The organism is Bradyrhizobium sp. 138 (genome assembly GCF_023074075.1).
GTDB lineage: Bacteria > Pseudomonadota > Alphaproteobacteria > Rhizobiales > Xanthobacteraceae > Bradyrhizobium.
The window spans coordinates 26,009-51,920 of sequence record NZ_JADPKT010000007.1; the positions used below are offsets into that span (position 1 = coordinate 26,009).

The following is a 25,912-nucleotide window of genomic DNA, read 5'->3' on the forward strand; positions in this document are numbered from 1 at the left end:
GTTCGCCGCTTCCTCGCCGGCGTCAAGGACACGCAGCGGCCGATCTACCTTCATTCGCCCGGCGGAAACGTGGAGCAGTCTTATGTGATCGGCCGGCTGCTGCGCAGCCGCAGGGCGATCGCGCGGGTTGGCCGGACGATCGCGACGGCTTGCGCCACGGGCACGCAGGTGGACGCCGCCTGCCTAAAGATCAAGAGCGCGACCGGCGAGGTCGAGGCCGAGCTCACCACCCACCATGCGATGTGCAACTCGGCCTGCGGTTATCTGTTTCTCGGAGCGACCTCGCGCGAGGTTGCCCCCGATGCCGCGCTGGCAGTCCATAACTCCAGGCTGATCCTGCGCTTCCGAGGGGATCCACCTCCGGAGGTGGTCGCGGAAGCGCGCCGACGTCGGCTTGCCAGCGCCGACCGCGACCGCGCAGCGTTCATTACGGCGATGGGAATCAGCGGCGAGCTTGATGCGCTGATCCGCACCGTGAAGTTCGAAAGCCTGCACGTGCTGACGCGGCCCGAGCTCTTCCGGTTCGGCATCGACACGCGACCGCTGGCCGAAACGATGTGGAGGCTGGAAAAGCAAGCGCGGCCGTTCGTGCGCAAGGTCGCGGTGATGAAGAAGGAGAACGGCACCTTGTTCCGTACGATGGAGTGGCGGCTGTCTTGCGAAAGCAGCCAGCGCGTGCCGCTGTCATTCGCCGGCGAGATCGACGAGGCGGCCGTCGGAAAAAACACGATCCTGATGACAGCGGATGCTGAGGCGGGCAAGCAGGCCGGAGGATCTCCAGTGCGGTCCGGCAAGTACGAGCTCTGGCGGGGCAGCATCGACTCCGACACGGTCAAGGCGATGTTGGCGTCCCGCGCCCTGCATGTCCGCGAAATCACAACGATGCCGGACGACAAGACGGACACGACGAAATTCGACATCGACTTGACCGGCCTGGCGTCGGCGTGGATCCAGCTCAAGTCATCGTGCGCCTTGTCGACGCTCAGCCCGATCAGCCCTTGGCCCGCCACAGTGCCAAACATCGGCACAACGCCCGCGTCTGCGCCGTCGCCATAGTGGGCACCGAATTCGTCTGATCAGCTTCGAACGTTGGATTTCGCCCGTGTAGCCACTCGAACTCGAATGGTCCAAGCATGAGCCTGGATTGAACTACATGAAACCCGGATTGCGCGGGAGGTAGCTGGCCCAATCTCCGAACGGTCGATTCGACATCAGCAGCATCGGGAATGTCAGATGCATCCCGTGGTCGATCGCGGCCTTGAGCGCTGGCTCGCTCGCGCCCGGTACGAAGGCCGAAATGGTCGGAAAATCACTCTTCGCCGCGCGTGACAACGCAGCAGCAAGCGCGGAGCTCATGAGATCTGGTCGGCGGACTGCCAGCGGGCCAATGTGTCCCTCCGAAATATAGACATACCCCACGCACTCGCTGCCCGAGTGAATGGTGAACCCACCCGTTGTGCTGTCTCCTTGGAGATAGCGATGATGCTTGGCTCTGGAAACACCGAGAGCGCTGACATCAATGAATCCCAGCTCATCAAAACTGGCGGTCCCGGCGGCGAGAGATTCAAGACGAAGCCGCGGCTCAACCAACCGTGACGCCAGTCGGTCACGAGGCACGCTGACCATGTAGATCGGAAAGCGCGGGAACAGCCCGTGGCGGATGTATAATCCTTGAGAAACATTGTTGAATGTGAAGGTGATCAGCGCCTTGATGGATGCTCCGCGCATCTCTGCCTGGTCGAATGTTTTGCTGATGAGTTGATTGCCAATGCCGTCGCTCTGGCGATCAGGGGCCACGAAAAGCTGCGCCAGAAACCAAAGCTCCCCACAAACCCAACTCCACGCGAAGCCGACAATTTCTCCGTCGTCATCGGCCACCCAAAGACCTTCGGGATCGTCCGTTAGCGAGAAAGCCTGGAAAGTCTGCGGGCGAGCGGATGCCATCCTTCCGAAGCCTCGCCGTTCGGTGAGTTCATTGATGCTGGCGACCACCATCTCGTCGGCTTGCTTCAAGTCCTCCATGCGAGCGGGCCGGCACACGATAGCCATGTCGAGTCCCTCCGCGAAAATCGCCACGTCCGGCCAACTAGCGAACCGGGTCGCAGCATAGTCGCCTTCTACTCAACAGAACGAGAGCGGCGAAATCCCTATCTGGGAATCAGGCCAGCGGCCGGATGTTCTGGTTCATGCGGAAGAAGTTTGCCGGATCGTATTTCGCTTTGATCCGCTGCAGACGCCGGTAGTTCGGTCCATAGGCGGCAGCGACCGGGTCGCCCGTCTCGTCATCATCGAGATAATTGACATAGCGGCCGGAGGCAAAGAAGGGTCGCATCCTTTCGTAGGTCTCGCGTGCCCAGGAGATGGTGCGGCTCGTATCGCTGGGCTGCATCCATTGCGCAAGGATCAGGAAATTATAGCCCTCCTGCCGGTGCGGAAATGCCGTATCCGCTGTATCGACGCGGGCCGCCGCACCATGGATGTGTTCGAGGAGGAACTGCCCCATGGACGTCGGGCAACGCGCAAAACATTCGATCATCGTCGCAATCGCACCATCGCTCAGCTCCGTCAGGAAGTTCGATTTCCAGTAATTGAAGGCGCCTTTCGGATAGTTGGCATCGAGCATGCGGTTGAGCTCGCAATAGGGCATCGGTCCGACCGCATCCATCATCGGAGCCCCGAACTGTTTCAGCGGCCGCATCGCGCCTTCGGCATCCGCGACCGGACCGCAATGGGTGGTGACCAAGACGGCGACCTCCGTGCCGGACCCGTCGGGCGCGTGGGTCAGCGATGCAAACAGCATGTGCTCGTCCGCAAGCGTTCGCGTACTGGCCCTGAAGAATTCGAGCACATCACGGGAGCGCTCGATCGGGTGGATGATCGGACCGCCGGTGATGATTGGCCCAACCGCATGAAGATCGTACTCGAGGCCGGTGGCGATCCCGAAATTTCCCCCGCCTCCGCGGATGGCCCAGAACAGATCGGGCTCCTCTTGCTTGCTGGCCCGCAGAACCCTCCCCTCGGCGGTGACGAGTTCGACGGCCCGCAGATTATCCAGTGCAAGGCCGTACTTGCCCATCAGCCAGCCTAGGCCTCCGCCGAGGGTCAGGCCGGCGATCCCGGTGGTCGAGACCACGCCACCGGTGACCGCAAGCCCATGAAGTTGCGTTTCGCGATTGACCTCGCCCCAGGTGACCCCGCCCTGCGCCCATACGGTCTTGCCGACAGGGTCGACCCGAACGCCCTTCATGGGCGAGAGGTCGATCATAATCCCGCCGTCGATGGTTGCGCGCCCCGCCACGTTATGGCCGCCACCGCGAACCGCGACCTCGAGGCCGAGCTTGGTCGCAAGCGCCACAGCATCGACGACATCGGCCACGCTGCGGCACCTGGCAATCAATGCCGGCCGTTTGTCGATAAGCCCATTGTGGACCTTTCGCGCCCCTTCATAGCCCTCGTCCGCAGGTTTGAGGAGTTGTCCTCCGAAGGAAGCGCCAAGATCGGCGGCAGCGCTGGCGACAGATGCAATCGACGACATGACATGGTCTCCTCAGCTTGACTGGCGATATCCTCGATCGTGGGCTGTCTTGGAGCAAATCCGAAGAATTCAGGTGACGGTGAATTGATTTCACCTAGACTGCCCCTATGCACAAGTTGCCGCCCCTGATCGAGCTTCGCGCCTTTGAAGCTGCCGCCCGCCACCTGAGCTTCAAGAAGGCCGCGGCAGAACTCGGCGTTACGCCAACGGCAATCAGCCACCAGATCGGGCTGCTTGAGCAGTATTGCGGTCACACTCTGTTCCGCCGCAGGCCCCGGCCTCTTTCGCTGACCGATGCCGGAGCGCGGCTTTTTCCTGCCATCCGCGACGGGCTCGAGGGGTTTGCGGCTGCAATCATGGCCGTCAGGCAGGAGGGCGACCAACAGTCACTTCGGGTGACGACGACCAACGCTTTCGCCAGCCGCTGGCTCGTGCCCCGCCTGCCCCTCTGGCGGAAGTTGCATCCCGACGTGCGGCTCGACGTCATCGGCACCGACACTGTGCTCGATCTGCAGGCCGGAGATGGCGACGTCGCCATTCGCTATGCGACCAGCCGAGTCCGGCCGACTGACGGGCTGGTCGAGGATCTCTTCAGCGATACATTCTGGCCCGTCTGCAGTCCGCGTCTCCTTGCAACGGGGCGGCTGAAGAGACCACTCGACCTTGCAAGCCACGTTCTGATCCACTCCTATTGGTCGCCTGCCGATCGCGAGCCACCCACGTGGCAGAGATGGCTCCAGGTGGCGCGAAGTGCCCCAATTCAAGGACATGCAACACTTGAGTTTTCGGGAGGAATTGCACGCCATCGAGGCGGTGATCGCCGGACAGGGAGTGGGAGTCTTCAGTGATGTGCTCGTGGCAAACGACCTCGCAGCGGGGAGGCTCGTGAAAGTGTTCAAGTTGAGCTTGCCTGGCTACGGCTTCCATGTGGTCAGCAAGCCGAACCATCCTCGCGCGCGGACCATCCGGGCCTTCTCGGAGTGGTTGCGGTCAAGTCCTTGATCCGCGGCGCTCAGACCCGTCTCACACCTCACACCGGCGTGTAGATCACCAGCTTCAGCGCGGGATCGTCATTGGCCTGAAAGCTGGTGTGCTCGAACCGGAGCACGCCCCTGGTCGGATGGTTCATGGTCTTGAGGCCGGACATGGTGCTGCGGATGTCGTGGGCTCCCCACCATTTGACGAATTCCGGACTGCCCTGGCGCAGCCGCGTCAGCAGCTCAGTGAAGGCGGGATCGCCGGCCCAGACATCGTGCGTGGCGCGAAACATCGCAACCATGCTCTTGGCGACGTTGGTCCAACTCGCGCCGTAGAATTTTCGCGTCTGCTTGTTCGTCAAGACCAGCAGCAGCGTATTGCGATCCTGCTCCGGCAATTGCCCGAAGGCGAAGACGTCCTCGGCCGCGTCATTCCAGGCCAGCACGTCCCAGCGCCGGCCGGTGATGTAGGCCGGCTGGGGCAGGCTCTCGATCATCCGCCGAATGGGCGACGGCACGATTTCGCGCGTGAACGGGCTTGCTGCGCCGTCGCGCGCCAGCGCCTTCAGGTGCGCGTGCTCAGTCCTGCTCAGGCGGAGCGCGCGGGCCAGCGCATCGATGGTGGTGACGGACGGGCTGACGGTGCGGCCCTGCTCGAGGCGGATGTACCAGTCGACGCCGATGCCGGCGAGCTGCGCGACCTCCTCGCGGCGGAGCCCTGCGGTGCGCCGCCGCCGCCCGGCGGGAAGCCCGACGGTTTTCGGCGACAGCTTTTCCCGGCGGGAGCGGAGGAAGTCGCCGAATTCGACGCGGCGTGGGTCGGCCATGCCTGATGTCCTCGATGGAGGGGCCTGCGGAATACTAGGATAATACCAGGCCTTCTTGTCCCGTCCAAGGCAGAGCATATGGGCTTCACCCCACTTTGAGGTGAAGATCATGAAAGCCGCCGTACTCAAATCCTTCGGTTCGCCGCTCGTCATCGAGAATGCCCCGGAGCCGGTGCTCGGCACCGGCGAGGTCATCGTCGACATCGTCGCCACGCGCGTCCTCTCCTACATGAACGAGGTCTTCGACGGGACGCGCAATTACGCGCTCGACCTGCCGATCATCCCCGGCCCCGGCGGCATCGGTCGAGTGCGCGCGATCGGCCCGGACGCAACCAAGCTAAGCGTCGGCGACTGGGTGTTCTGCGATCCGACGGTGCGTTCGCGCGACGACGCCGTCGCGCCCGACATCGCCCTGCAAGGACTGACCGCCGCCGGCCCTGGCGGCCTGCGCCTGCAGAAGCATTTTCGCCACGGCTCGTTTGCCGAGCAGATGCGCCTGCCGACCGAGAACGTGAAAGCGCTCGGTGCAATCACGTCGGAGCAAGCGACCCAATGGTGTGCCCTTGGGACATTGCTGGTGCCTTACGGCGGCTTCCTCGCGGCGAACCTGCGACCCGGCGAGACCGTGCTGGTGAGTGGGGCCACAGGCAATTTCGGCAGCGCCGCGGTCTCTGTCGCGCTCGCTATGGGCGCGGCCTGCGTGGTCGCGCCCGGCCGTAACGAGAGGATCCTGGCCGACCTTGTCCGCCGCTTCGGCCCGCGGGTGAAGCCGGTCAAGCTCACCGGCAATGAGGACGATGACCGCGAAAGCATGAAGCGCGCCGCATCAGGTCCGATCGCTTGCGTGTTCGACATCATGCCGCCCTCGGTCGGCACCACCGTGGTGCGAGCGGCGGTCATGACGGTGCGTCCCTATGGCCGCGTCGTGCTGATGGGCGGCGTCGGCATGGCGGGCGGCGCGGGCCTCGAGCTGCCCTACCCCTGGATCATGCGCAATTGCATCAGCATCCACGGCGTCTGGATGTATCCGCCGGATGCCGCCAGCCGTCTGATCGCGCTGGTGCGCGCGGGGCTGCTGCGGCTCGATGAATACGAGACCACGGCCTTCGACCTCGACCATGTCAACGAGGCCGTCGCCCACGCCGCCGCCAATGGCGGGCCGTTCAAATTGACCGTGATCAGGCCTTGAGACCCCGGGCGGCGGCGAAGCGCCGTCGCCGATTTTTTTCGCAAGTCCCGCCAAGCACTTCGCAAGTCCCGCCAAGCACTTGGCTACTGTGCATGGGGTTGTTTTCGCGTTTCTATTCGAGCTCGACCACCTGGCCGTTCGACAGCGAGACCCGCCGGTCCATGCGGCCGGCGAGCTCCATGTTGTGAGTCGCGATCAGCATCGAGACCTTGGTTGCCTTGACGAGCTGCATCAGCGCCTGGAAGACGTGATCGGCGGTGTGCGGATCGAGATTGCCGGTCGGCTCGTCCGCGAACAGCACGCGCGGTGCATTGGCCACCGCGCGCGCGATTGCGACGCGCTGCTGCTCGCCGCCGGATAGCTCGGCGGGGCGATGGGTGATGCGGTCGCCGAGGCCGAGATAGCCGAGGATCTCCTTGGCGCGCTTGACGCTCTCGGACTTCTTCAGGCCGCGGATCATCTGCGGCATCATGACGTTCTCGAGCGCGGAGAACTCCGGCAGCAGCCGGTGCGACTGGTAGACGAAGCCGATATCGGTCCGGCGCAGCTGCGTGCGCTCGATGTCGGGCAGCTGCGAGGTCGGCGCGCCCGAGACATAGACCTCGCCGGAATCTGGCGCCTCTAGCAGCCCCGCGATGTGCAGCAGCGTCGACTTGCCCGAGCCCGACGGCGCGACCAGCGCGACCGACTGGCCGGCCCACAGCGCCAACTTGGCGCCGTCGAGGATCGTCAGCGGCACCTCGCCCTGCAAGTACTGCCGCTTTATCTCGTGGAGATAAATGACCGGTACATCTTCAGCCCCCTGCTGATCCATCAGCCCCTCACTCGTACCGGAGCGCTTCGACGGGATCGAGGCGCGCGGCGCGCCACGACGGATACAGCGTCGCCAGGAACGACAGCGTCAGCGCCATGATGACGACGGCCGTGGTCTCGCCGACATCGATCTCGGCGGGCAGCTTCGACAGGAAATAGAGTTCCGGCGAGAACAGCTCGGTCGAGGTCAGCCAGGACAGGAATTGCCTGATCGATTCGATGTTGAGGCAGATCACGAGGCCGACGAAGAAGCCGACCATCGTACCGACCACGCCGATCGAGGCGCCCGTGATCAGGAAGATCCGCATGATCGATCCTTGCGAGGCGCCCATCGTGCGCAGGATCGCGATGTCGCTGCCCTTGTCCTTCACCAGCATGATCAGGCCGGACACGATGTTGAGCGCCGCGACCAGCACGATCATGGTCAGGATCAGGAACATCACGTTGCGCTCTACCTGGAGCGCGTTGAAGAAGGTCGAGTTGCGCTGCCGCCAGTCGACCAGGAACACCGGACGTCCCGCCGCCTCCGTCACCGCCTTGCGAAAGGCGTCGATCTTGTCGGGGTTGGTGGTGAACACCTCGATCGAGGTGACGTCGTTGCTGCGGTTGAAATAGGCCTGCGCTTCGGCCAGCGGCATGAACACGAAGCCGAGATCGTATTCGGACATGCCGATCTCGAACACCGCGACGATCTTGTACGGCTTGATGCGCGGCGTCGTGCCCATCGGCGTGACCGCGCCCTTCGGCGCCACCAGCGTGATGCTGTCGCCGGCATGCAGCGACAGCTGGTCGGCGAGCCGTCGGCCGATCGCGACGCCCTGCCCCTCGTCAAAGCCTTCGAGCGAGCCCTGCTTGATGTTCTTGGCGATCGAGGTGAGGTTGTTGAGGTCGTCGGAGCGGATGCCGCGCACCAGCACGCCCGAGGCGTTCCAGGGCGATGATGCCAGCGCCTGGCCGTCGACCACCGGCGCGGCCAGCCGGATGCCCTGGACCTGGCTGAGGCGGTCGGCGACGTCCTTCCAGTCGGTCAGCGGCGATTCCAGCGGCTGGACCAGGATGTGGCCGTTCAGCCCCAGGATCTTGTCGAGCAGCTCCTTGCGGAAGCCGTTCATGACGGCCATGACGATAATCAGCGTCGCCACGCCCAGCATGATGCCGAGAAAGGAGAACCCGGCGATGACCGAGATGAATCCCTCCTTGCGGCGCGCCCGCAAATAGCGCCCCGACAGCATCCACTCGAATGGCGCAAAAGGCGCGGTCTGCACGGTTTCGGTCATGGTCTCATCCATCGCTCGATAATCCCATGATTCGGGGTCAAATGTGGCCGGATTGGCGGCCGCGATATCGCGCGATGAACAATATTCAGCCGACCAGCCTTATCAGCCCACAAGTCTTGCGACCGCGTCGGCAGGCGACATGGTCTCGCGGGCGCCGTCACTTCGCCGCTTGATCTCGACCTTGCCGTCGGCGAGCCCCTTCGGCCCGATCATGATCTGCCAGGGGATGCCGATCAGGTCGGCGGCGGCAAACTTGGCGCCGGCGCGCTGGTCGGTGTCGTCATAGAGCACGTCGACGCCCTTGGCGCTGAGCTCGGCATAGAGCTTCTCGCAGGCCGCATCGACGGCGGCATCGCCCTGCTTGAGGTTGAGGATCGACACGCGGAACGGCGCCACCGCCTCCGGCCATTTGATGCCGGCATCGTCATGGCAGGCCTCGATGATGGCACCGAGAAGGCGCGAGACGCCGACGCCATAGGAGCCGCCATGGATCGGCACGTCGACGCCATCAGGCCCCGCCACCAACGCCTTCATCGGCTCGGAATATTTCGTGCCGAAATAGAAGATCTGCCCGACCTCGATGCCGCGGGTGTTCACCCGCTTCTCCGCAGGCACTTCCTGCTCGAAGCGTGCGGCATCGTGGACGTCTTCGGTGGCGGCGTAGACCGAGGTCCACTGCTTGATGATCGGCGTCAGGTCGCTCTCATAATCGACGTCCTCGCCGGGCACAGGCAGATCCAGCACGTCGCGATTGATGAAGACGCCGGATTCGCCGGTTTCGGCCAGCACGATGAACTCGTGGCTGAGGTCGCCGCCGATCGGACCGGTCTCGGCCCGCATCGGGATCGCCTTCAGCCCCATCCGCGCGAAGGTGCGCAGGTAAGCCACGAACATCTTGTTGTAGGCGACGCGCGCCGCGGCCTCGTTGAGGTCGAACGAATAGGCGTCCTTCATCAGGAACTCGCGGCCGCGCATCACGCCGAAACGCGGACGCTGCTCGTCGCGGAATTTCCATTGGATATGGTAGAGATTCAGCGGCAGGTTCTTGTAGGACTTCACATAGGCGCGGAAGATCTCGGTGATCATTTCCTCGTTGGTCGGCCCGTACAGCAGCTCGCGCTTGTGGCGGTCGGCGATGCGCAGCATCTCCGGACCATAGGCGTCGTAGCGGCCGCTCTCGCGCCAGAGGTCGGCAAGCTGCAAGGTCGGCATCAGCACTTCGATCGCGCCGGAGCGGTCCTGCTCCTCGCGCACGATCTGCTCGATCTTCTTCAGCACGCGAAAGCCGAGCGGCAGCCAGGCATAGATGCCGGCCGCCTCCTGCCGGATCATGCCCGCGCGCAGCATCAGCCGATGCGAGACGATCTCCGCCTCTTTCGGATTTTCCTTCAGGATGGGCAGAAAGAACCGCGACAACCGCATGGCAATACTCTGGGAATCAGTGACCGGTTGCAGTGAAACCGGATTGAGAGCGAAAACACAAGACCGGGACTGAGGAAAAGCCGCTAAGGCAACGGAATTCCTGTCATTTTTCCGTCGGACTTCAGGTTCAGCATGAGCTGTGCCTTACGGCAACGCGACGTCGAGTTCATCTTCGAGCCTGATTTGCTCGAAGTCGGTCACCAGCGCGTCGATCCGGACATGCCAGCGGCCGGCAAAGGGAAGCTCGACCTTGCGCGCATGCCAATAGCCGTCCGGCTCTGGCAAGGCCTTCCGCTCCATCGGCTCGATGCCGCGCTCGGGCAGGCTCAGCGTCAACGTCACCTCCTTGGCCACAAGCGGCGTCCCCTCGCCGGTCATGAGCTGGAGCACGAAATCGTCGAGCCCCGGCCTGCCCGGAGAGACCAGGACCTGGAACATCGCCTTGTCGCTGTGGATGTGGATCGCCAAAGGCGTCTCGGGAACCATCGTCCGCGGCGGCGGCGTGAAGCGCCAGCCGGCGACCACAGCCAGGATGGTGAGGGCGACAACGCTTTCGAGCAGGACCGAGCGCTTGAGGGCGGCCGTCGCTGTCTCGTTCCTGGCCAGAGCCGGCGTCAGCCGAAACCGATTGAGCGCGGCCAGCGCCAGCAATCCTGTGACCAGGACGAGCTTGGTCGAGAGGATCAGCCCGTAACGGGTCGCGACCAGCGCTCCCGGCTTTTCGAGCTGCACGATCGCGAGTGCGAGGCCGGTCAATGCCAACACGCCGACCGCGAGCGCAGCAATGCGGGAAAAGCGATTGACGATCGGGAGCGTCGCCGTCGTCGGCCGCGACATTAGCGTGACAAGCGGCGCGAAAGCGCCGATCCAGATGGTGACACCGAGTCCATGGAGAAAGACCGCCGGACGTGTCAGCACCTCAGGCGGCGCCGTCGCGGCGTGCCCGGTCATGGCGAGCGACAGGCCGACGCCGATGAATGCGATCATCGCAAGAGCGCGCGCGTACCATCCGCTGCGCAGCGCCATCCATGCGAACAGCATGGCTGTGAGGGCAACCGTCAAGGCAGGACCTGCACTGGTTGCAAATGCGACCTTCCAGGGACCAGCCGTCGCGAGCGCAGTTGGAGGCAGCCCGAGGAGATCGAGGCCCAACACGCCAACGGACGCCACCGCGCTCGGAAGGCCGAGGGCGAGCGCCAGGCGCGGGACAGCCATGCCGTTCATCGACCATGCAACCCAGCGCGCGAAGAACACGCCGCCGACGCCGACGAACAGTCCGACATAAAGGCCGATCCGCACTAGCCAGATCAACGCGTTCAACCCGCCGTCCACGGCGGCTGGAGGCTTCGTCGCCGTCGGCGTGCCGATCGAGAAGATCACCGATCCCGTGACGGGATGGCCGTCCTGTGAGATCACGCGATAGCTGACGACCGCGGTCCCCTCAGGCAAGTCCGTCGGCAACGCGACCGAAATCGTCTCGCCCGATGCACTGACACCTGTATCGTCCCGCGCCCTGCCCGCACCGTCGATCAGCCGGATCGCGCCCGGCGTCACCATTTCGTTGAAGCGCAGCTCCACCGCCTTGGGCGCGGCCGCGAGCACGCTGCCGCTCGCCGGCTCGACCGAGATCAGCGCTGCGTGCGCCCACGCCGCACTCGCGAAGCCGGCAGCGAGGAGCAGCGTCGCGAGCGCGGCAAGCAGGCGCATCAGGGCTTTGGCAACAGTTTCAGGCCCGGCGCCGGCGACTTGCCCTCGTGTGAGTGCTTTGCCCCCTCCGCAGGAATCTCGATCCAGCGGCTGACGCCGGTCTCGCATTCCTGGACGACGGGGAAGTACAGCGTCGTGTTCGGCTTGAGCGTGTCGGTCAGGACCGTGTGCATGACGAACTCGTCGTAGTTCTTGTCCGGCAGCTTGCCGCCGGACCACGCCACCTCCTTGACGCCGGAGGAGAGCTTGTTGCCGTGATAGTCATATTCGCCGGCATATTTGCCCTCGACGACGTCGACATTCCAGCCCGCCTTCGGCATCGGCTTCACTGCGATCACCCCTTCCGGGATCTGCACGCGGATCTTCACCGTCGGCGAGCCCGAGCAGCCGTGCGGCACGGTGAACACAGCCTTGTACGACGCGCCGACTGTGGCTTGCTTGGTCTCGAGCGAGACATGCGCCGCCGCCGGCGAGGCGGCGAGCGCGGCAATCAGGACCAGGCAGGATCGCTTCATGTTCGGTCTCCCGAGAGCCCAGATCGGTCTCACTTCATTTTCATTCCCGAATGATCCGGCATTTTCTTCATGTCCATATGTCCGGAATGCCCGGCATCGCCAGGCGCTTGCGCACCGACGCCCTGAACATCGAGGGAGACGGCGACTTTGCCGGCCTTCTCGAATTGCAGCGTCACCGGCACCTTGTCGCCCTGCTTGAACGGGCCCTTCAGCTCCTGCAGCATCAAATGATTGCCGCCGGGCGCGAGCTTCACCGCCTTGCCGGGATCGATCGCGAGCCCCTTGTCGAGCGGGCGCATCTTCATGACGCCATTGTCCATGGCCATCTCGTGAATCTCGCTCTTGCCTGCGATATCGGCGGACACGCTGACCAGCCTGTCCGCAGCCGTCCCCTTGTTCTCGATGGTCAGATAGCCGCCGGCGACCTTCGCGCCGCCCGGCGTCGCGCGGCTCCACGCCTGCGAGATCACGAGTTCGCCGGCCTTGACGTCGTCGGCGAATGCGGTCGCGCTGCAGCTCAGCAGAATGGCAATTGCCAAGAGTGTTTGTCGGGTCTTGCTCATTTTGGTTCCCTCATGGTTGATCCGACCGACCGCGTAGGGCCGACGTTGTTTCAGCGAACCCGCAGCGCCTACCATCGATACCTCATTCCGGTGTAAATTGCCCGGCCCGTTCCCGGCTCGAACAAAGCCGACGCCGCTGTCGCACGATCGATGATGCTGGCGCTCGCAATATAGGTCCGATTGGTGAGATTACGGCCCTCGACATACGCAGAGAACGGACCGCCATTGTCAAAACCGGCCTTCAGTCCCAACAATGCATAAGACTCTGTCGTCAGCGTATTCATGCTGTCAACGAAATAGGCCTTCGGCACCCATTCGACGTTCGGTCCGATATAGAGGCCTGTCGGATGCTTGTAGAGCAATTCGGCGCGCAAATAGTGACGAGGCGCCCCCGGCAACTGATTGTTGCCGAACGTAGCATCGTTGTCGAAGCGAAAGTCGTTATAGGTGTACGCCAGGTTGAGCCACACTTTGTCCGGCGCGCTCCCCATCACGAAGATATCGCGGAAGATCGCGGCTCCCCCGCCGGCTTCGATGCCCTGGTGGATGGTCTGATCCGCATTGGTCACGTTGCAATTGCCGAAGGCGCTATAAAGGCACAGCAGTTCGTCGCGGATGTTGGCGCGATAGGCCGTCAGTTCCCACGAATAGTCCGGCCGCCGCATGCGCGTCCCGATCTCGTAGGTCGTCGCGATCTGGGGGCGGATGCTGGTGAACGGAATCGTCGGAATGCCCGGACCATTTGAGCTCTCGCCGAAGCTCGGCACCTCGCCGCTCCGCGAGACGTTGGCGAAAGCCTGCCATGTCGGATCGATTTGCCACAGCAAGCCCGTTTTCGGCGACCACAGATTGAAGCGGGTTGCCCCCGATTGATCGCCGTCGCTGAGAAAACGGTCCTGCCGGTTGCGCGTTGCATGGAGAAACTGCGTCCCGGCGATCGCTGCAACACTGGGAAGGAAATAGAAGCTGTCTTCAACGTAGACGGACGTGTTCTTCGATCGATCGATCGACGATGAGCGCAGCGCTCCCTTTTGTCCGGCAATGTTGGCGAATTGCTGATTGTCGATGCTGCCGTTCAGCACGTTGACACCTGCGACCAGCCTGTTGCGGAAGCCGCCGATGAACCGCTCGTCGGTCACTTTCGCGAAGCCCCCGTAATCCTTGTAGCGATAGTCGAGCCACTGGAAAATCGGATGCATCAGATGGCGATCGACGCCGAAGGCACCGAATTCAACCCTGGTCTCGTCGAAACGGATCGTCGTCTTGTTTGCAAGCCTGACCGTGTCGATATTGCGCTGCTGATCCATGGCAACATTTGCCGGAGCTGCAGCCTCGGGATTGTTCAGCGCAGACGTCTTGGTGACGGTGCCGGGAATGCGTTGCCGCACCTCGTTGGCATTGAGATAGAAGCGCGTCTCGAAATCCGGCGAAAACTGATAGCCGACATTGCCGCTCAAGCGGCTGCTCGACCCGAAGCTGTGATCGCGAAATCTATCCGCGGCCTGCGTGGAAGCGGTCACGAAACCGTCCCAAGGCCCGTTGAAGCCTCCTGCGTTCGTCTGAAGGCGTTTGAAGCCAAACCCTCCGATGTCGAACGACACACCATTCGGGAGCGCATCGCGGCCCGTGGGCGTCACGAAATTAATCGCACCACCGAGCGAATTCGCACCGAACTGGAGCGCGTTCCCGCCTTTGTAGACTTCGACGTATTTGTAGGCCGTCGGGCCAATCTCCTGAAAGTCGCCGTAGCCATCGGCGGTGTTGATCGGAATACCGTCCATATAAAGCTGCACGCCGCGCAGATGGAAATTGCGCGATAGACCGGAGCCGCGAATCGAGAGCCGGGTGTCGTCGCCCCATTTGGGCTGGGCAAAAACGCCGGGCACGTAATCCAGAACGTCCTTGATTGTGCTCGCGGGCGTGGAGTTCCGGTAAGCATCGGCCGTCACCAGTGCCACACCGCCCGGCGTCTGATTGATTTCCGCAAGGGCCTGCTGCGCGGTCAGAACGGTCAACGCACCCGGACCACTGGCGCCCTCCCCCTGCGGGGGTGCCGCTTGTTGCGGAGCCGCGGTGCGTGCGCGCGTCGATCGGACGGCAGTTCGCTGCGGGCGGGCCGGCGCAGCACGCTTCTGCCGTGGCGAGTCCACGATCACGGGAGGAAGCTCGCGCCGACTTTCCTGCGCATCGGCAAGCTGTGGCAGGGAGAGGGCAGAGAGAGAAACAAGCATGATTCCGCGCGCGGACGCGTTTTGGAGCAACTCAAGGCGAGACATGAGACAATTCCTGATACCAGCGCGAGCGCCGGTGCATTGCGAATTCCCGTGCAGCACCGCCGCCGGGGCAGATTCGTCGCTACGTCAGGAAAATTGAGGTGGTGCGCGTGCCTGGGCGCTGGAGCCATCGTAAGCGCCGATGGCGAGCGCATCTGCTGGATGCCACACCACGGGCTCGGCATGGCGGATGAGAATCGGGAGTGCCGCGTGCGTCGGCGAGTCGAGCGACGCATTGGCCTGGGCCAGGCAACACAGCGCGCACGCACCGGCATGTGCGGGCGGCGCGCCGCTCCGGTCGCTCGGCCCGCTTTGATCGCTCGCACTGTGACAGATGATTCCAGCGGACAGCGGATCGGCAACGGCAAGGCCGGTCGCCCAGCAGGCGGCGATCGGCGCCAGCACCTGCATCACCAAAGCGAGCAGGACCAGGGGCAGGAATTTTTGTAGCCGAGCGTGCATCCGCCGAACCATTCGTTCGCGTGCTAACTAAACACCGTGCCCGGCCCCAAGTCGAGGTCAGTTCCACCGCCGACTTGGCCCAGCGCAAATTTGGCGAAAACCGTGACCCGGTAACCCGGCATGGCATCGGGTTTGGGCATTTGAGGCATCTCAAACGGCCCGGCCACCCACAGATTTCTTTTATTTGTCATATACTTGGGGGCCTAAGCGCCCAATCGTTTCGTCAACTGATGGAAATTTGAACATTCGTTGCTGAAAATGATGACAAGTGAGAAAAGTTGATCTAGCATCCCTCTTGCTCAGGCGCTGACCGCAAGGTCGAGGCCTGGTGGTCCAAGTCTCGGGAGGAGCCCCTGGCGCGCAAAATGCAGCGTCGCCCCGTCAATCAAGAGCAAATCTTAGAATCGGGGATAATAGGGTCGACACAATTTTTGAGCGGGGCCAGGGCCCCGCTCTTTTTTTGTCCGCGAGGCTGACGCGCGGTTGATGGCTTGATCCAATCTGATCGAACGACGTCTTAAGATCGCGGCCGCGTCTTGCGCGCTCGTCGCAACGCTCGCGCTGACGATCGGAGCGACCCTCGATTTGCCGGGACGCGCAGCGGACATTTCCTCCTGATCGCCAGCGAAAGTCGTCGCACGATGCAGATTGAGTAGCATCAACTCTTGTGAGACACTTTCGAACATCGGTCGCGCAATCAATGACGCGCCGACGATAAAATTTATGGGAGCGAGCAATGTCCGGGACGAAAGATTTCTCGACGACGAGGCGCGATCTTCTTCAGGCGGCAGCGACCGCCGGCGCCGGAGCTGCCCTCTTCGGCAGCATGGGCATAAATCCAGCACTGGCCGCCGAAGTCGGACGCAGCGAGAAGCCGTTGAAGGCGGCGTTCTCCAATGCGGGCCTTCAGGCCACCTGGTGCGCACAGGGCAAGCAGGCCGCGGAATTCTGGGGCAAGCTGTTCAACGTCGAGGTCACCTGGTTCGATGGCCAGCTCGACGCGGTGAAGCAGCGCGCGGCGATCGACAACATGGCCTCGCAGAAATGGGATTTCGTCGCGATCCAGGCCTTCGGCATCGGCACTCTCACCCAGCCCGTGCAGAAGATGATCGACGCCGGCACGCCCGTGATCGACATGGATACGCTGATTGCGCCGCTCGATCAGATCAACGTCCACTCCTTCCTCGCCCCCGACAACGAGTTCATGGGCGCCTCGGTGACCCAGGCGCTGTGCAATGCGATGGGCGGCAAGGGCAAGATCATCATGACTCAGGGCGCGCTCGGCCATACCGGTGCGCAAGGACGGGCCAAGGGCTTCACCTCGGTGGTCAAGCAATTCCCGGGGATCGAGGTGCTCGACACCCAGCCGGCCGACTGGGACGTCTCCAAGACGGCGCGTCTGTGGGAAACCTACCTGACCAAGTATCCACAGATCGATGCGGCGTTCTTCCACAATGACGACATGGCGCTCGCCGCGGCCAACATCATGAAGGCGCGCGGCCGCACCAACATCCTGATCGGCGGCGTCGACGCCATGCCGCCGGCGATCCAAGCGGTGAGCGAAGGCCGCATGTTCGCGACCGTCCGCAATCCCTCCTGCCGCATCCATGGCGGCGCCATTATCGCGGGCGTCTCGGCCGTGGTCGGCGGCGAGAAGAGCGGACAGGGCATTCCCAAGAATGTCGTCACCGACGGCCCGGTCGTGACCAAGGCCAACGCCGCCGGGATGCAGTGGATGCAGGATCACTTCCTGATCTGAGCCTGCAAGATCTGAACTTTCATGTCTGAGGGTCGCTCGCCCATCCTTGAACTGCAGGGCATCACGAAGAGCTTCGGCGGCGTCGAAGCGCTTCGTGGTGTCGACTTCGCGCTTCTTCCCGGCGAGATCCACGGTCTCGTCGGCGAGAATGGCGCCGGAAAAAGCACGCTGATGAAGATCATCGCCGGCGTGCACACCGAATTCTCCGGCCGCTTCCTGATCGACGGCGCGGAGACGCATTTCCGCTCGGCCCGCGACGCCCACGCGGCCGGCATCGCGATGGTGCATCAGGAGCTCTCCGTCGCGCCCGACCTCACGGTCGCCGAGAACGTCTTCCTCGGCAACCAACCGACCAACGCCCTTGGCCTCGTGCAATGGCGGCGCATGGCGCGCGAGGCCGGCGAGCAGCTCGCCCGCTTCGGTATCGACGTCGATCCCATGTCGCGGCTCGGCGACCTTCCGATCGGGCTGCAGCAGCTGATCGAGATCGCGCGCGTGCTGTTTTCCGGCGCCCGCATCGTCATCCTGGACGAGCCGACCTCCGCCCTCTCCCCGCCCGAGGTCGAGCGTCTGTTCGCAACGCTCAGGCGGCTGCGCGAGCAAGGCACTGCCATCGTCTTCATCTCGCATTTCATCGAGGACATCTTGCGCGTGTCCGATACCGTGACCGTGTTCCGCAACGGCCGGAAGGTCGCGGAGACCGCGAGCGCCGCGACCAGCAAGGGCGCGCTGATCGAAGCGATGATCGGCCGCGGCGGCGAAGCGCTCGAACACAGCTACACCGACGATCTGATGTTGCCACAGCCGAGCGGAAGCTCGGTGATCCTGAAGGTCGACCAGCTTTCGCTCGCCCGCAGCCTCCAGGACGTCTCCTTCGAGGCCCGCGCCGGCGAGGTGCTCGGCATCTACGGCTTCATGGGCTGCGGCCAGCAGGAGCTGTCGCGCATCCTGTTCGGCAAGCTGAAGCCGGACGCCGGCACGCTTCTCGTCGAGGGCAAGCCAAAGACCTTCGCCAGCACGGCGGCGGCGCGGCGCGCTGGCGTCGCGCTGGTGCCGGAGAGCCGGCGCGACATGCTGTTTCACCAGGAGCCGGTCTACAAGAACATCTCTATCAGCATTCTGGACCGTATCTCGGCCCTGCTGCTGAAGCCGGCGCAGGAGCGCGACATTGCTCAGCGCCAAGTCGAGCAATTGCAGATCAGGCCGCCGGTGGTCGGCCTCGACCTCGGCATGCTCTCCGGCGGCAACCAGCAGAAGGTCGCGCTGGCGAAATGGCTGACCCATCCGCCAAAGCTTCTGGTGCTGTGCGAGCCGACACGCGGCATGGATGTCGGCGCCAAGAACGACGTCATCAACATCGTCCGCGACCTCCGCGCCAAGGGGCTTGCGATCATCGTGCTGTCGACCGAGCCGGAAACGGTTCTGTCGCTGGCCGACCGGATCCTCGTGCTCAAGCGCGGCGCAATGGTGCGGGAATTCAAGAACGAGCCGGTCAGCAAGGACCGCCTGCTGGAAGCGGCGTGACGGAGAAGCACATGAGCAGTGAGACGGCTTTGGCGGCAGGTCCGCGGTCACGAGGCCTCGCGCCTTTCCTGCGCTCGCAAATGCGCAACATCGCGCCGTTTCTGACGCTGATCTTCCTGTCCGGCTTCTTCGCCTTCGCCAGCCCCTCCTTCGCGACGCTGGACAATCTCGGCAACATCCTGACCCAGGTGTCGGTGACCGGCATCATCGCGGTCGGCCTCACTTTCGTGATCCTCTGCGCCGAGATCGACCTGTCGATCGCCAGCATCGCCAACGTCACCGGCATTGCCGTCGCCTATTTCACGCTGCAGGAATCCTACGTCAACATCGCCAACATCCCGCTGCCCGGCGCGGTCGCGATCATCCTGTCGATCCTGCTCTGCGCCCTGCTCGGCCTCGTCAATGCGCTCGGGCTGACCGTGATCGGCATCCCCTCCTTTATCATGACCTTGGCGATGATGCAGATCGCGGCCGGCATCTCGGCCCTGCTGGTGCGCGGCCAGATCGCCTACAAGGTGCCGAGCCTGATCACGACGCTCGGCTCGGGCTCGATCGGCGGCATTCCCTGGATCGTCATCGTCGCCGCCATCATGCTGCTCGGCGGCCATCTGGTGCTGACCTACACGCGCTTCGGCCGCTACGTCTACATGGTCGGGGGCAACCGCGAGGCCGCCGAATATTCCGGTCTCAACGTCAAGCTCATCCTCGGTGCTGTGATGGTGATCTCGGCGGTCTGCTCCGGCATCGGCGGCATGCTCGGCGTCGCCCATTTCGGCAGCGCGCAGCAGAACGAGTTCGACACCTATCTGCTCGACTCCATCGCCGCCGTCGTCGTCGGCGGCACCAGCCTGTTCGGCGGCCGCGGCGGCATCGGCAACACCATCGTCGGGCTGTTCGTCCTCGGCGTCCTCAACAACGGCCTCGACCACGTCAACATCGACAGCTTCCTGAAAATCCTGATCCGCGGCCTGATCCTGCTGGCGGCGCTGGTCATCAACGTCTATGCGCAGCGACTGAGGGAAAAAGCGGCGGAGTAAAGACCCCGCGCATCAAAAAGCGCGAAAACAACCCCATGCACAGTAGCCGGGGCTAGCAGAATCAACGGGTTATCGGTGAGGTCGCGACCCGTCATCCTGAGGTGCGAGGCAGGCGATGCGAAAGCATCGCATGCGGAGCCTCGAAGGTTGAACGGCCGAGATGCAGCCGGGCCGTCGCCCTTTCGAGGTCATCGAGGCCTCCGCTGCGCTCCGGCACCTCAGGGTGACGGTTCGATATCCGCAACCCTCGAAAATCTGAAATCGCAATGGCTGGCGCCGCCGGCCAGCGTTTGCGTCCGCTCCAGACGAATGCCGCGCGTTGCATATGCGTCGAAATCGAGCCCGCAGATGTTCGGCAGGATTTCCTTGTCCCCATGACGTGCGGCGAATTTGCAAAAGCCGCAGGCCTTGTAGTTGATGCCGAATTCAAAGTGGTCATCCGGCCCTGGCTCGACGAAATCGTAGACGAAATCTTCCGGAAATGCGTCCTGATGGCCTTTCGTGGCGCTTTCTGCGGCCTGCTCGCGGAGCAACGCCTGGTTTTCCGACGACATGAATTGGCGCCCCGCGGCGAGACGTTCCGCTTCGGGCACCGTGAGCAGTTGCGCCTTGTAGGTTTCCCGCTCGATGTCGCCGATCACGGGCAGCGGCACGCCGTGTCGCCGGAGCACGCGGCTGATGGCCATGAAGCCCATGAGACGCATATAAAAATCGCTCATGCGGCTTGCCGCCCCTCCGACATAGGGCATCTGGGCGAGTACGACCGCGAATTCGTCCATCACCTCCTCCCGGATCGCATCGATCTCGGGCAGGTCCGCACGATCGCGCAACATCGCTTCGGCAAGGTCGAGCCGATGGCGCATGACGGCTTCCATGGCGCCCCGATGCGTCTCGTAGAAGGGATGGATGATCTCAGCCATTGGACACCTGATCTGGTTGTTTCACTGCGAAGCCGGCAAAGCCCGGCTCATTCCGCGGCGATCGCTTCGATCTCCAGCAGCCATTTGCTGTCAACAGTCTCGACGATCACGACAGTCAACGCGGGCTGATGATCGCCGAGCATCGCGCGCCGGATGGCACGGTTGGTCACAACCTGGTTGCGGTCAGTCAGGAACGTCGTGACCTTGACCAGATGCGCAACGCTGAGGCCGGCTACGGCGAGCACTTCCTTGACGTTGCGCCAGGCCTGCTCGCATTGCGCCTCAAAGCCTTCGGGCACGGCGCCGTCGGAGCTTTCAGGGACCTGGCCGCTGATGAACAACAGGCGGCGATGCTGCTTCAGTTCAAGTCCCATGCTGTAGCCGCCCAGGGGCGCGTTGATTGTTGCAGGATTGTGGCTGACGATGTGAGCTGGGGGCATGGGTTTCTCCGATTGCAGAGCGAACCCTATCCGGCGGCATGGTGGCGGCGCAAAGCATCATTCCTGCGGTTCAACGCAAGAAAATCTATTGCAAGCGCAGAACCATTCGGTGTCAAAGTGCGGCGCGATGACCTACGCCCTTCCCCCACTCAACGCGCTCCGCGCCTTCGAAGCCGCCGCGCGGCATCTCAGCTTCAAGCTGGCCGCACACGAGTTGCACGTAACGCCTGCCGCCGTGGGGCAGCAGGTGAAGGCGCTGGAGGCGCGCCTCGGCGTACGCCTGTTCGATCGGCTGCATAAGCAGCTCATCCTCACCGCAGCCGGCCAGGCCTATTTGCCTGGGATATCCGAAGGCTTTCGTCACATTGCCGAGGCGACCTCGCAATTGAAGCCGGCGGGCGCGGTGCTGCTGCAATTGGGGGTCCATGGCAGCCTCGACCTGCGCCGGCTCGAATTGGAGGAGTTTCGCAGCACGCACGCGGAGATCGGTTTGCGGGTGCTGCAGCCCGCCGGCTTGCACGAGTTGGTCGAGGGCAAGGTCGATCTACTGATCGCCCGCGGACTTGGCCGCCATCCCGGCTATCGCTGCGAACGGATCAATGAGGGATCAGGTCTCGGCGATTGGCTGATGGCACCAGAAGGCACGGCAGACTGCCCTGAAGTCGTCAGCTTCCGCGCGTGGCTGCGCGCTTTGCCGGCCGAGAAACCGCGCGCGAACCCGCGCCCGCGTCTGGTCGGCATCAGCGGACGTTGAAAGAGGCGGCCGAGCCAATTGGTGCCCCGTCATCCTGAGGCGCGACGCTTGCGATGCCAAAGCATCGCAAACGGAGCCTCGAAGGATGAACGGCCGAGGTGCCAGCCGGGCCGTCGCCCTTCGAGGGTCGCTGAAGAAGGGCCACCTCAGGGTGACGGTGATAGAGCAAAGCTCGCTGCACCAATCTCGTCAGCCCGCCAGCATCGCACCGCATGCCCGTCGGGTCGCGTCTCCAGGGGCGGTCCCGGTTCGTGACGGCAAACGTCTTCCGCATACCGACATCGCGGACTGAAGGCGCAGCCGTTCGGCGGATTGAGCGGGTTGGGCAGGTCGCCGGCCGTCGTGGCCAGCGGCGCATGGCGCAAGGGATCGGGGATGGCGGCGATCAGGGCTTGGGTGTAGGGGTGCGCGGGGCGTTCGAAGATTTCGCGCCAGTGGCCGTTCTCGACGATGCGGCCGAGATACATCACGGCGACGCGGTCGCTCATGTGCTCGACGACGCCGAGGTCGTGGCTGATCATGATGTAGGAGAGGCCGAGCGTCTCCTTCAGCTCCAGCAGCAGATTGATGATCTGGGCGCGGATCGAGACATCGAGCGCCGAGACCGGCTCGTCGCAGATGACGATCTTGGGATTGAGGATCAGGGCACGGGCAATGCCGATGCGCTGGCGCTGGCCGCCGGAGAATTCATGCGGGTAGCGGCCCGACTGTTCGGGCCGCAGGCCGACATGCCGCAGCATGGTCGCGACGCGATCCTCGATCTCGCTCTTTGCGGTCACGCCATGCACGCGCAGCGGATCTTCGAGCGTGCGGCGAACGGTCTGGCGCGGATTGAGCGAGGCATAGGGATCCTGAAACACCATCTGCACGGTACGCGCCAAGGACTTCCGATCGCCGGATTGCCGGTTCGTGACGACCTGCCCGTCCAGCACGATGCGGCCGCGCGTCGGCGTCAGCAGACCAAGGATCGACAATGCGATCGTCGACTTGCCGGAGCCGGATTCGCCGACGAGCCCAAGGCATTCGCCGCGCCTCAAGCTGAGGTCGACGCCGTCGACGGCCCGGAGCAGCCGCCGGCCACCGCCCAGCAAACCGCCGCCCAGCGGAAATTGCACCGCGAGATCCTCGACGCTGAGGATGAGATCGTCGTCCGGCCTCCGCTCACCCAGCATGTTTTGCGGCTCATGCATGGTGGTGACACCTGACCAGACCGCCCGCCTCCAGCACATCCGTCTCCGGCGCACTGGTTCGGCAAATATCGGTCGCTTGCGCGCAGCGCGGGTTGAACCGGCAGCCATTAGGAAAATTCGTGATGGCCGGGACCACGCCCGCGATCTCCTTCAGCCTGCTGCGTCCGAGCGCCGCGCGGCTGCCGAGCCGCGGCAGCGAATCGACCAGGCCTTGCGTATAGGGATGCGAGGGCGCACGGAAGATATCGGCCGAGCCGCGCTCCTCGACGATGCGGCCCGCATACATCACGGCCACGCGGCGGCAGACATTGGCGACCAGGCCGAGATCGTGGCTGATCATCAGGATCGCCGTTCCCCGCTCGGCGCACAGATTGCGCATCAGCTCGATGATTTCGGCCTGCACGGTCACGTCGAGCGCGGTGGTCGGCTCGTCGGCGATCAGCAGCTCCGGATCGCAGGCCAGCGCGATGGCGATCATCACGCGCTGACGCATGCCGCCCGATAGCTGGTGCGGGTAATCCTTGACGCGGCGCTCGGGCGCGGAAACGCGCACACTCGCCAGCGCCTCCACCGCCAGCTGATTGGCTTCCCGCCAGCTCTTGCCCTTGTGCAGCACGAACATCTCGGCGATCTGCCGGCCCACGGGTGAGACCGGGTTCAGCGCCGTCATCGGCTCCTGAAAGATCATGGCAATCCGATTGCCACGCAGATCCCGCTGTTTGGCCGCAGATAGGTGCTGGATCTCCTTCCCCTCGAACCGGATGACGCCACCGCCGATCGAGAGCGGCGGCCGCAGCAGGCCGATCAAGGCGAGCGCCGTGATGCTCTTGCCGCAGCCGGATTCGCCGACGAGGCCGAACGTCTCGCCGCGGTCGATGCGGAATGAAATGCCCTCGGCTGCCGCAACGCGCCTCGACCCGTCATCGAGATCGATGCGCAGATCCTCGACCTCGAGCAGCGGCGTGCCCGTCATGTGCGCCGGCTCCGCGATTGGGGATCGAGGATGTCGCGCAGGCCGTCGCCGAGCAGGTTGAGTCCGAGCACCGTCAGGAAGATGGCGAGGCCCGGAAAGATCGAGAGCCACGGTGCCGTCGTAATCTGCTCGCGGGCTTCCGACAACATGCTGCCCCAGCTCGGAAAGGGCGGGCGGACGCCGAGGCCGAGGAACGACAATGCGGCTTCGGACAACACCGCGCTGCCCATGCCGAGCGTGCCGATGACGACGATGGGACCGAGCATATTCGGCAGCAGCTGCGTGATCATGATGCGCAGATCGCCATAGCCGAGCACGGTCGCCGCCTGCACATAGCCCTGGCTACGAAGCGACAGCGCCGAGGCCCGTGCGATCCGGCAGGTGAAGGACCAGTTGGTTAGTCCCAGCGCGATGAGCAGGCTCGTCAGGCCAGGACCGAGCACCGCCATGATGGCGAGCGCGAAGATCAGCGAGGGGATCGCGAGCATGACATTGGTCAGGGCGTTGACGACATCGTCCCACCAGCCGCCGAAATAGCCGGCACTCAGGCCCAGAGCCACGCCGATGACGCTGTTGATGAGCTGGGAGATGATGCCGACCGTCAGGGAGACACGCGCGCCATACACGACGCGGGAATAGATATCGCGGCCCTGGTCGTCGGTCCCGAACCACCAGGTCCAGCTCGGCGGCTCTTCCGCGTTCATGAGGTTGGCGTCCATGACCGGATCGGTGTGCGCCAGCCACGGCGCAAGCAGGCCGACGAAGATCGCAAGCGCGAACAACACCCCACCGATGACGAGATTGGCACGGAGCTTCATGCGTATCTGATCCTGGGATCGATCACGCCGTAGAGCACGTCGATCAGCAGATTGATCGCGAGAAAGGCCAGCACCACCACGAGAATGGAGCCTTGGACGGCCGGAATGTCGCGCTGGAGCACGCTGTCGACCAGCAGCGAGCCGATGCCGGGCCAGGAGAACAGTTTCTCGACGACCACCGCCTGCCCCATCAGTCCGCCGAACTGCAGGCCGACGGTCGTCAGAATGATGACAAGCGCATTGCGCATCACATGCCACTTCACGACCCTGGTCTCGCTCATGCCCTTGGAGCGCGCGGTGCGGACGAAATCGGCGGTCATGATTTCCAGGACCGCGGCGCGCGTCGTCCGGGCAAACAGCGCCATCGGCGAGACGCCGAGCGTCGCAGCGGGCAGCAGCAGATATTTCAGTCCCCCATCGCCGTAGCCGAAACTCGGCAGCCAGCCCAGCTTCAGCGCAAACAGATACATCAACACCAATCCGAGCCAGAACTTGGCAATGGAAAGGCCCGACACCGCCACGACCATGGCGATGGTATCGACGATGCCGCCGGGTCTAAGTGCTGCGATGAAACCAAGCGGCACGCCGACAACAATGGCAAACGCCATGGCCGCGAAGATCAGTTGCAGCGTCGGCCAGGCTCGTTTGGCGATCATGACCGTGACCGGCTCGCGGGTCCGGAACGACGTCCCGAAATCACCGGTCGCGAGCTGGGCGATGTAGGTTCCGAAACGCACATAGACGGGCTGGTCGAGGCCGAGCTGCTTCTTCATGCGCAGCTCGACCTGCGGATCGCTGTCGTCGCTCATCGACGTCACGATGCTGCCGGGAACGACGCTGAACAGCACGAAGACCAGCAGCACGACGGCAAGCACGGTCGGAATGGTCTGCAGCAGGCGACGGAACAGGAACGAGAGCATCTCAACCTTTCCCCTCT

The 25,912-nt window shown here is 63.7% G+C and carries 25 protein-coding genes; 8 read left to right on the top strand and 17 right to left on the bottom strand.

Translation table 11 applies throughout. From position 1 onward, the window contains the following. Window positions 1-84 precede the first annotated feature (84 nt). Window positions 85-1,056, top strand: a complete 972-nt coding sequence (locus IVA79_RS04475) for a hypothetical protein (RefSeq protein ID WP_247550665.1) — start codon at window positions 85-87, stop codon at window positions 1,054-1,056. 93 nt (window positions 1,057-1,149) lie between these two features. On the opposite strand, the gene IVA79_RS04480 is transcribed toward IVA79_RS04475, so the two are convergent. Then, on the bottom strand, window positions 1,150-2,049 hold the full coding sequence (locus IVA79_RS04480; RefSeq protein WP_247550666.1) for a GNAT family N-acetyltransferase: 900 nt from the start codon (window positions 2,047-2,049) through the stop codon (window positions 1,150-1,152). 109 nt (window positions 2,050-2,158) lie between these two features. Continuing rightward, complete coding sequence (locus IVA79_RS04485) at window positions 2,159-3,535, bottom strand: FAD-binding oxidoreductase (protein WP_247550667.1); 1,377 nt, start codon at window positions 3,533-3,535, stop codon at window positions 2,159-2,161. Between the two features lie 107 nt (window positions 3,536-3,642). Here IVA79_RS04485 and IVA79_RS04490 point away from each other — a divergent pair, with 107 nt between their 5' ends. Both IVA79_RS04490 and IVA79_RS36690 read left to right on the top strand, forming a co-directional pair. Beyond that, window positions 3,643-4,383 (top strand): LysR family transcriptional regulator, encoded by a 741-nt coding sequence (locus IVA79_RS04490; protein ID WP_247550668.1) that lies wholly within the window; start codon window positions 3,643-3,645, stop codon window positions 4,381-4,383. Next, window positions 4,304-4,537: a LysR substrate-binding domain-containing protein gene (locus tag IVA79_RS36690; protein ID WP_253075254.1), complete on the top strand. Its 234-nt coding sequence runs from the start codon at window positions 4,304-4,306 to the stop codon at window positions 4,535-4,537. The genes IVA79_RS04490 and IVA79_RS36690 overlap by 80 nt, the downstream gene beginning before the upstream one ends. A gap of 28 nt (window positions 4,538-4,565) precedes the next feature. Here IVA79_RS36690 and IVA79_RS04495 read toward each other — a convergent pair whose 3' ends face one another. Then, window positions 4,566-5,339 (bottom strand): helix-turn-helix transcriptional regulator, encoded by a 774-nt coding sequence (locus IVA79_RS04495; RefSeq protein ID WP_247550669.1) that lies wholly within the window; start codon window positions 5,337-5,339, stop codon window positions 4,566-4,568. Between the two features lie 109 nt (window positions 5,340-5,448). On the opposite strand from IVA79_RS04495, the gene IVA79_RS04500 reads away from it, so the two are divergent. Further along, window positions 5,449-6,528 (top strand): zinc-binding alcohol dehydrogenase family protein, encoded by a 1,080-nt coding sequence (locus IVA79_RS04500; RefSeq protein WP_247550670.1) that lies wholly within the window; start codon window positions 5,449-5,451, stop codon window positions 6,526-6,528. 112 nt (window positions 6,529-6,640) lie between these two features. On the opposite strand, the gene IVA79_RS04505 is transcribed toward IVA79_RS04500, so the two are convergent. From IVA79_RS04505 to IVA79_RS04540, 8 genes are all read right to left on the bottom strand, one after another. Next, window positions 6,641-7,342 carry an ABC transporter ATP-binding protein gene (locus tag IVA79_RS04505; RefSeq protein WP_247550671.1) on the bottom strand — a complete coding sequence of 234 codons (702 nt, stop codon included), beginning with the start codon at window positions 7,340-7,342 and terminating at the stop codon, window positions 6,641-6,643. A 7-nt stretch (window positions 7,343-7,349) separates the two neighbouring features. Next, the gene (locus IVA79_RS04510) at window positions 7,350-8,630 is read right to left on the bottom strand and encodes a lipoprotein-releasing ABC transporter permease subunit (protein WP_247550672.1); all 1,281 of its coding nucleotides are present in this window, start codon (window positions 8,628-8,630) and stop codon (window positions 7,350-7,352) included. A 90-nt stretch (window positions 8,631-8,720) separates the two neighbouring features. Continuing rightward, window positions 8,721-10,040, bottom strand: a complete 1,320-nt coding sequence (gene proS, locus IVA79_RS04515) for a proline--tRNA ligase (protein WP_247550673.1) — start codon at window positions 10,038-10,040, stop codon at window positions 8,721-8,723. 144 nt (window positions 10,041-10,184) lie between these two features. Further along, the gene (locus tag IVA79_RS04520; protein WP_247550674.1) at window positions 10,185-11,747 is read right to left on the bottom strand and encodes a CopD family protein; all 1,563 of its coding nucleotides are present in this window, start codon (window positions 11,745-11,747) and stop codon (window positions 10,185-10,187) included. Continuing rightward, window positions 11,747-12,262 (bottom strand): YcnI family protein, encoded by a 516-nt coding sequence (locus IVA79_RS04525; RefSeq protein WP_247550675.1) that lies wholly within the window; start codon window positions 12,260-12,262, stop codon window positions 11,747-11,749. The genes IVA79_RS04520 and IVA79_RS04525 overlap by 1 nt, the downstream gene beginning before the upstream one ends. 29 nt (window positions 12,263-12,291) lie before the next feature. Beyond that, window positions 12,292-12,825 (bottom strand): copper chaperone PCu(A)C, encoded by a 534-nt coding sequence (locus IVA79_RS04530; RefSeq protein ID WP_247550676.1) that lies wholly within the window; start codon window positions 12,823-12,825, stop codon window positions 12,292-12,294. Window positions 12,826-12,893: 68 nt separating this feature from the next. Next, window positions 12,894-15,101 carry a TonB-dependent receptor gene (locus IVA79_RS04535; RefSeq protein WP_247550677.1) on the bottom strand — a complete coding sequence of 736 codons (2,208 nt, stop codon included), beginning with the start codon at window positions 15,099-15,101 and terminating at the stop codon, window positions 12,894-12,896. A gap of 84 nt (window positions 15,102-15,185) precedes the next feature. After that, on the bottom strand, window positions 15,186-15,572 hold the full coding sequence (locus tag IVA79_RS04540) for a DUF2946 domain-containing protein (RefSeq protein ID WP_247550678.1): 387 nt from the start codon (window positions 15,570-15,572) through the stop codon (window positions 15,186-15,188). A gap of 724 nt (window positions 15,573-16,296) precedes the next feature. Between IVA79_RS04540 and IVA79_RS04545 the strand changes: the two genes are divergently transcribed. Genes IVA79_RS04545 through IVA79_RS04555 form a run of 3 tightly spaced genes read left to right on the top strand, consistent with a single transcriptional unit; the run spans window position 16,297 to window position 19,880 of the window. Further along, complete coding sequence (locus tag IVA79_RS04545; RefSeq protein ID WP_246921063.1) at window positions 16,297-17,319, top strand: sugar ABC transporter substrate-binding protein; 1,023 nt, start codon at window positions 16,297-16,299, stop codon at window positions 17,317-17,319. 21 nt (window positions 17,320-17,340) lie between these two features. Next, on the top strand, window positions 17,341-18,843 hold the full coding sequence (locus IVA79_RS04550; RefSeq protein WP_247550679.1) for a sugar ABC transporter ATP-binding protein: 1,503 nt from the start codon (window positions 17,341-17,343) through the stop codon (window positions 18,841-18,843). 11 nt (window positions 18,844-18,854) lie between these two features. Then, window positions 18,855-19,880: an ABC transporter permease gene (locus IVA79_RS04555; RefSeq protein ID WP_247550680.1), complete on the top strand. Its 1,026-nt coding sequence runs from the start codon at window positions 18,855-18,857 to the stop codon at window positions 19,878-19,880. A 218-nt stretch (window positions 19,881-20,098) separates the two neighbouring features. Here the strand turns inward: IVA79_RS04555 and IVA79_RS04560 are convergent, their stop codons facing one another. Together IVA79_RS04560 and IVA79_RS04565 are read right to left on the bottom strand one after the other, a co-directional pair. Next, complete coding sequence (locus IVA79_RS04560) at window positions 20,099-20,800, bottom strand: L-2-amino-thiazoline-4-carboxylic acid hydrolase (protein WP_247550681.1); 702 nt, start codon at window positions 20,798-20,800, stop codon at window positions 20,099-20,101. Window positions 20,801-20,847: 47 nt separating this feature from the next. After that, window positions 20,848-21,240 carry a RidA family protein gene (locus IVA79_RS04565; RefSeq protein WP_247550682.1) on the bottom strand — a complete coding sequence of 131 codons (393 nt, stop codon included), beginning with the start codon at window positions 21,238-21,240 and terminating at the stop codon, window positions 20,848-20,850. A gap of 127 nt (window positions 21,241-21,367) precedes the next feature. On the opposite strand from IVA79_RS04565, the gene IVA79_RS04570 reads away from it, so the two are divergent. Next, the gene (locus tag IVA79_RS04570) at window positions 21,368-21,994 is read left to right on the top strand and encodes a LysR family transcriptional regulator (protein WP_247551416.1); all 627 of its coding nucleotides are present in this window, start codon (window positions 21,368-21,370) and stop codon (window positions 21,992-21,994) included. Between the two features lie 146 nt (window positions 21,995-22,140). Here the strand turns inward: IVA79_RS04570 and IVA79_RS04575 are convergent, their stop codons facing one another. The 4 genes from IVA79_RS04575 to IVA79_RS04590 are packed head-to-tail and all read right to left on the bottom strand — an operon-like array spanning window position 22,141 to window position 25,895. After that, a complete protein-coding gene (locus IVA79_RS04575; protein ID WP_247550683.1) occupies window positions 22,141-23,184 on the bottom strand; it encodes an oligopeptide/dipeptide ABC transporter ATP-binding protein in 1,044 nt (347 codons plus the stop codon). Further along, a complete protein-coding gene (locus IVA79_RS04580; protein WP_247550684.1) occupies window positions 23,177-24,157 on the bottom strand; it encodes an ABC transporter ATP-binding protein in 981 nt (326 codons plus the stop codon). Before IVA79_RS04580 ends, IVA79_RS04575 begins: the two co-directional genes overlap by 8 nt. Further along, window positions 24,154-24,975, bottom strand: a complete 822-nt coding sequence (locus IVA79_RS04585; RefSeq protein WP_247550685.1) for an ABC transporter permease — start codon at window positions 24,973-24,975, stop codon at window positions 24,154-24,156. Before IVA79_RS04585 ends, IVA79_RS04580 begins: the two co-directional genes overlap by 4 nt. After that, window positions 24,972-25,895, bottom strand: a complete 924-nt coding sequence (locus IVA79_RS04590; protein ID WP_247550686.1) for an ABC transporter permease — start codon at window positions 25,893-25,895, stop codon at window positions 24,972-24,974. The genes IVA79_RS04585 and IVA79_RS04590 overlap by 4 nt, the downstream gene beginning before the upstream one ends. Between the last annotated feature and the right edge of the window lie 17 nt (window positions 25,896-25,912).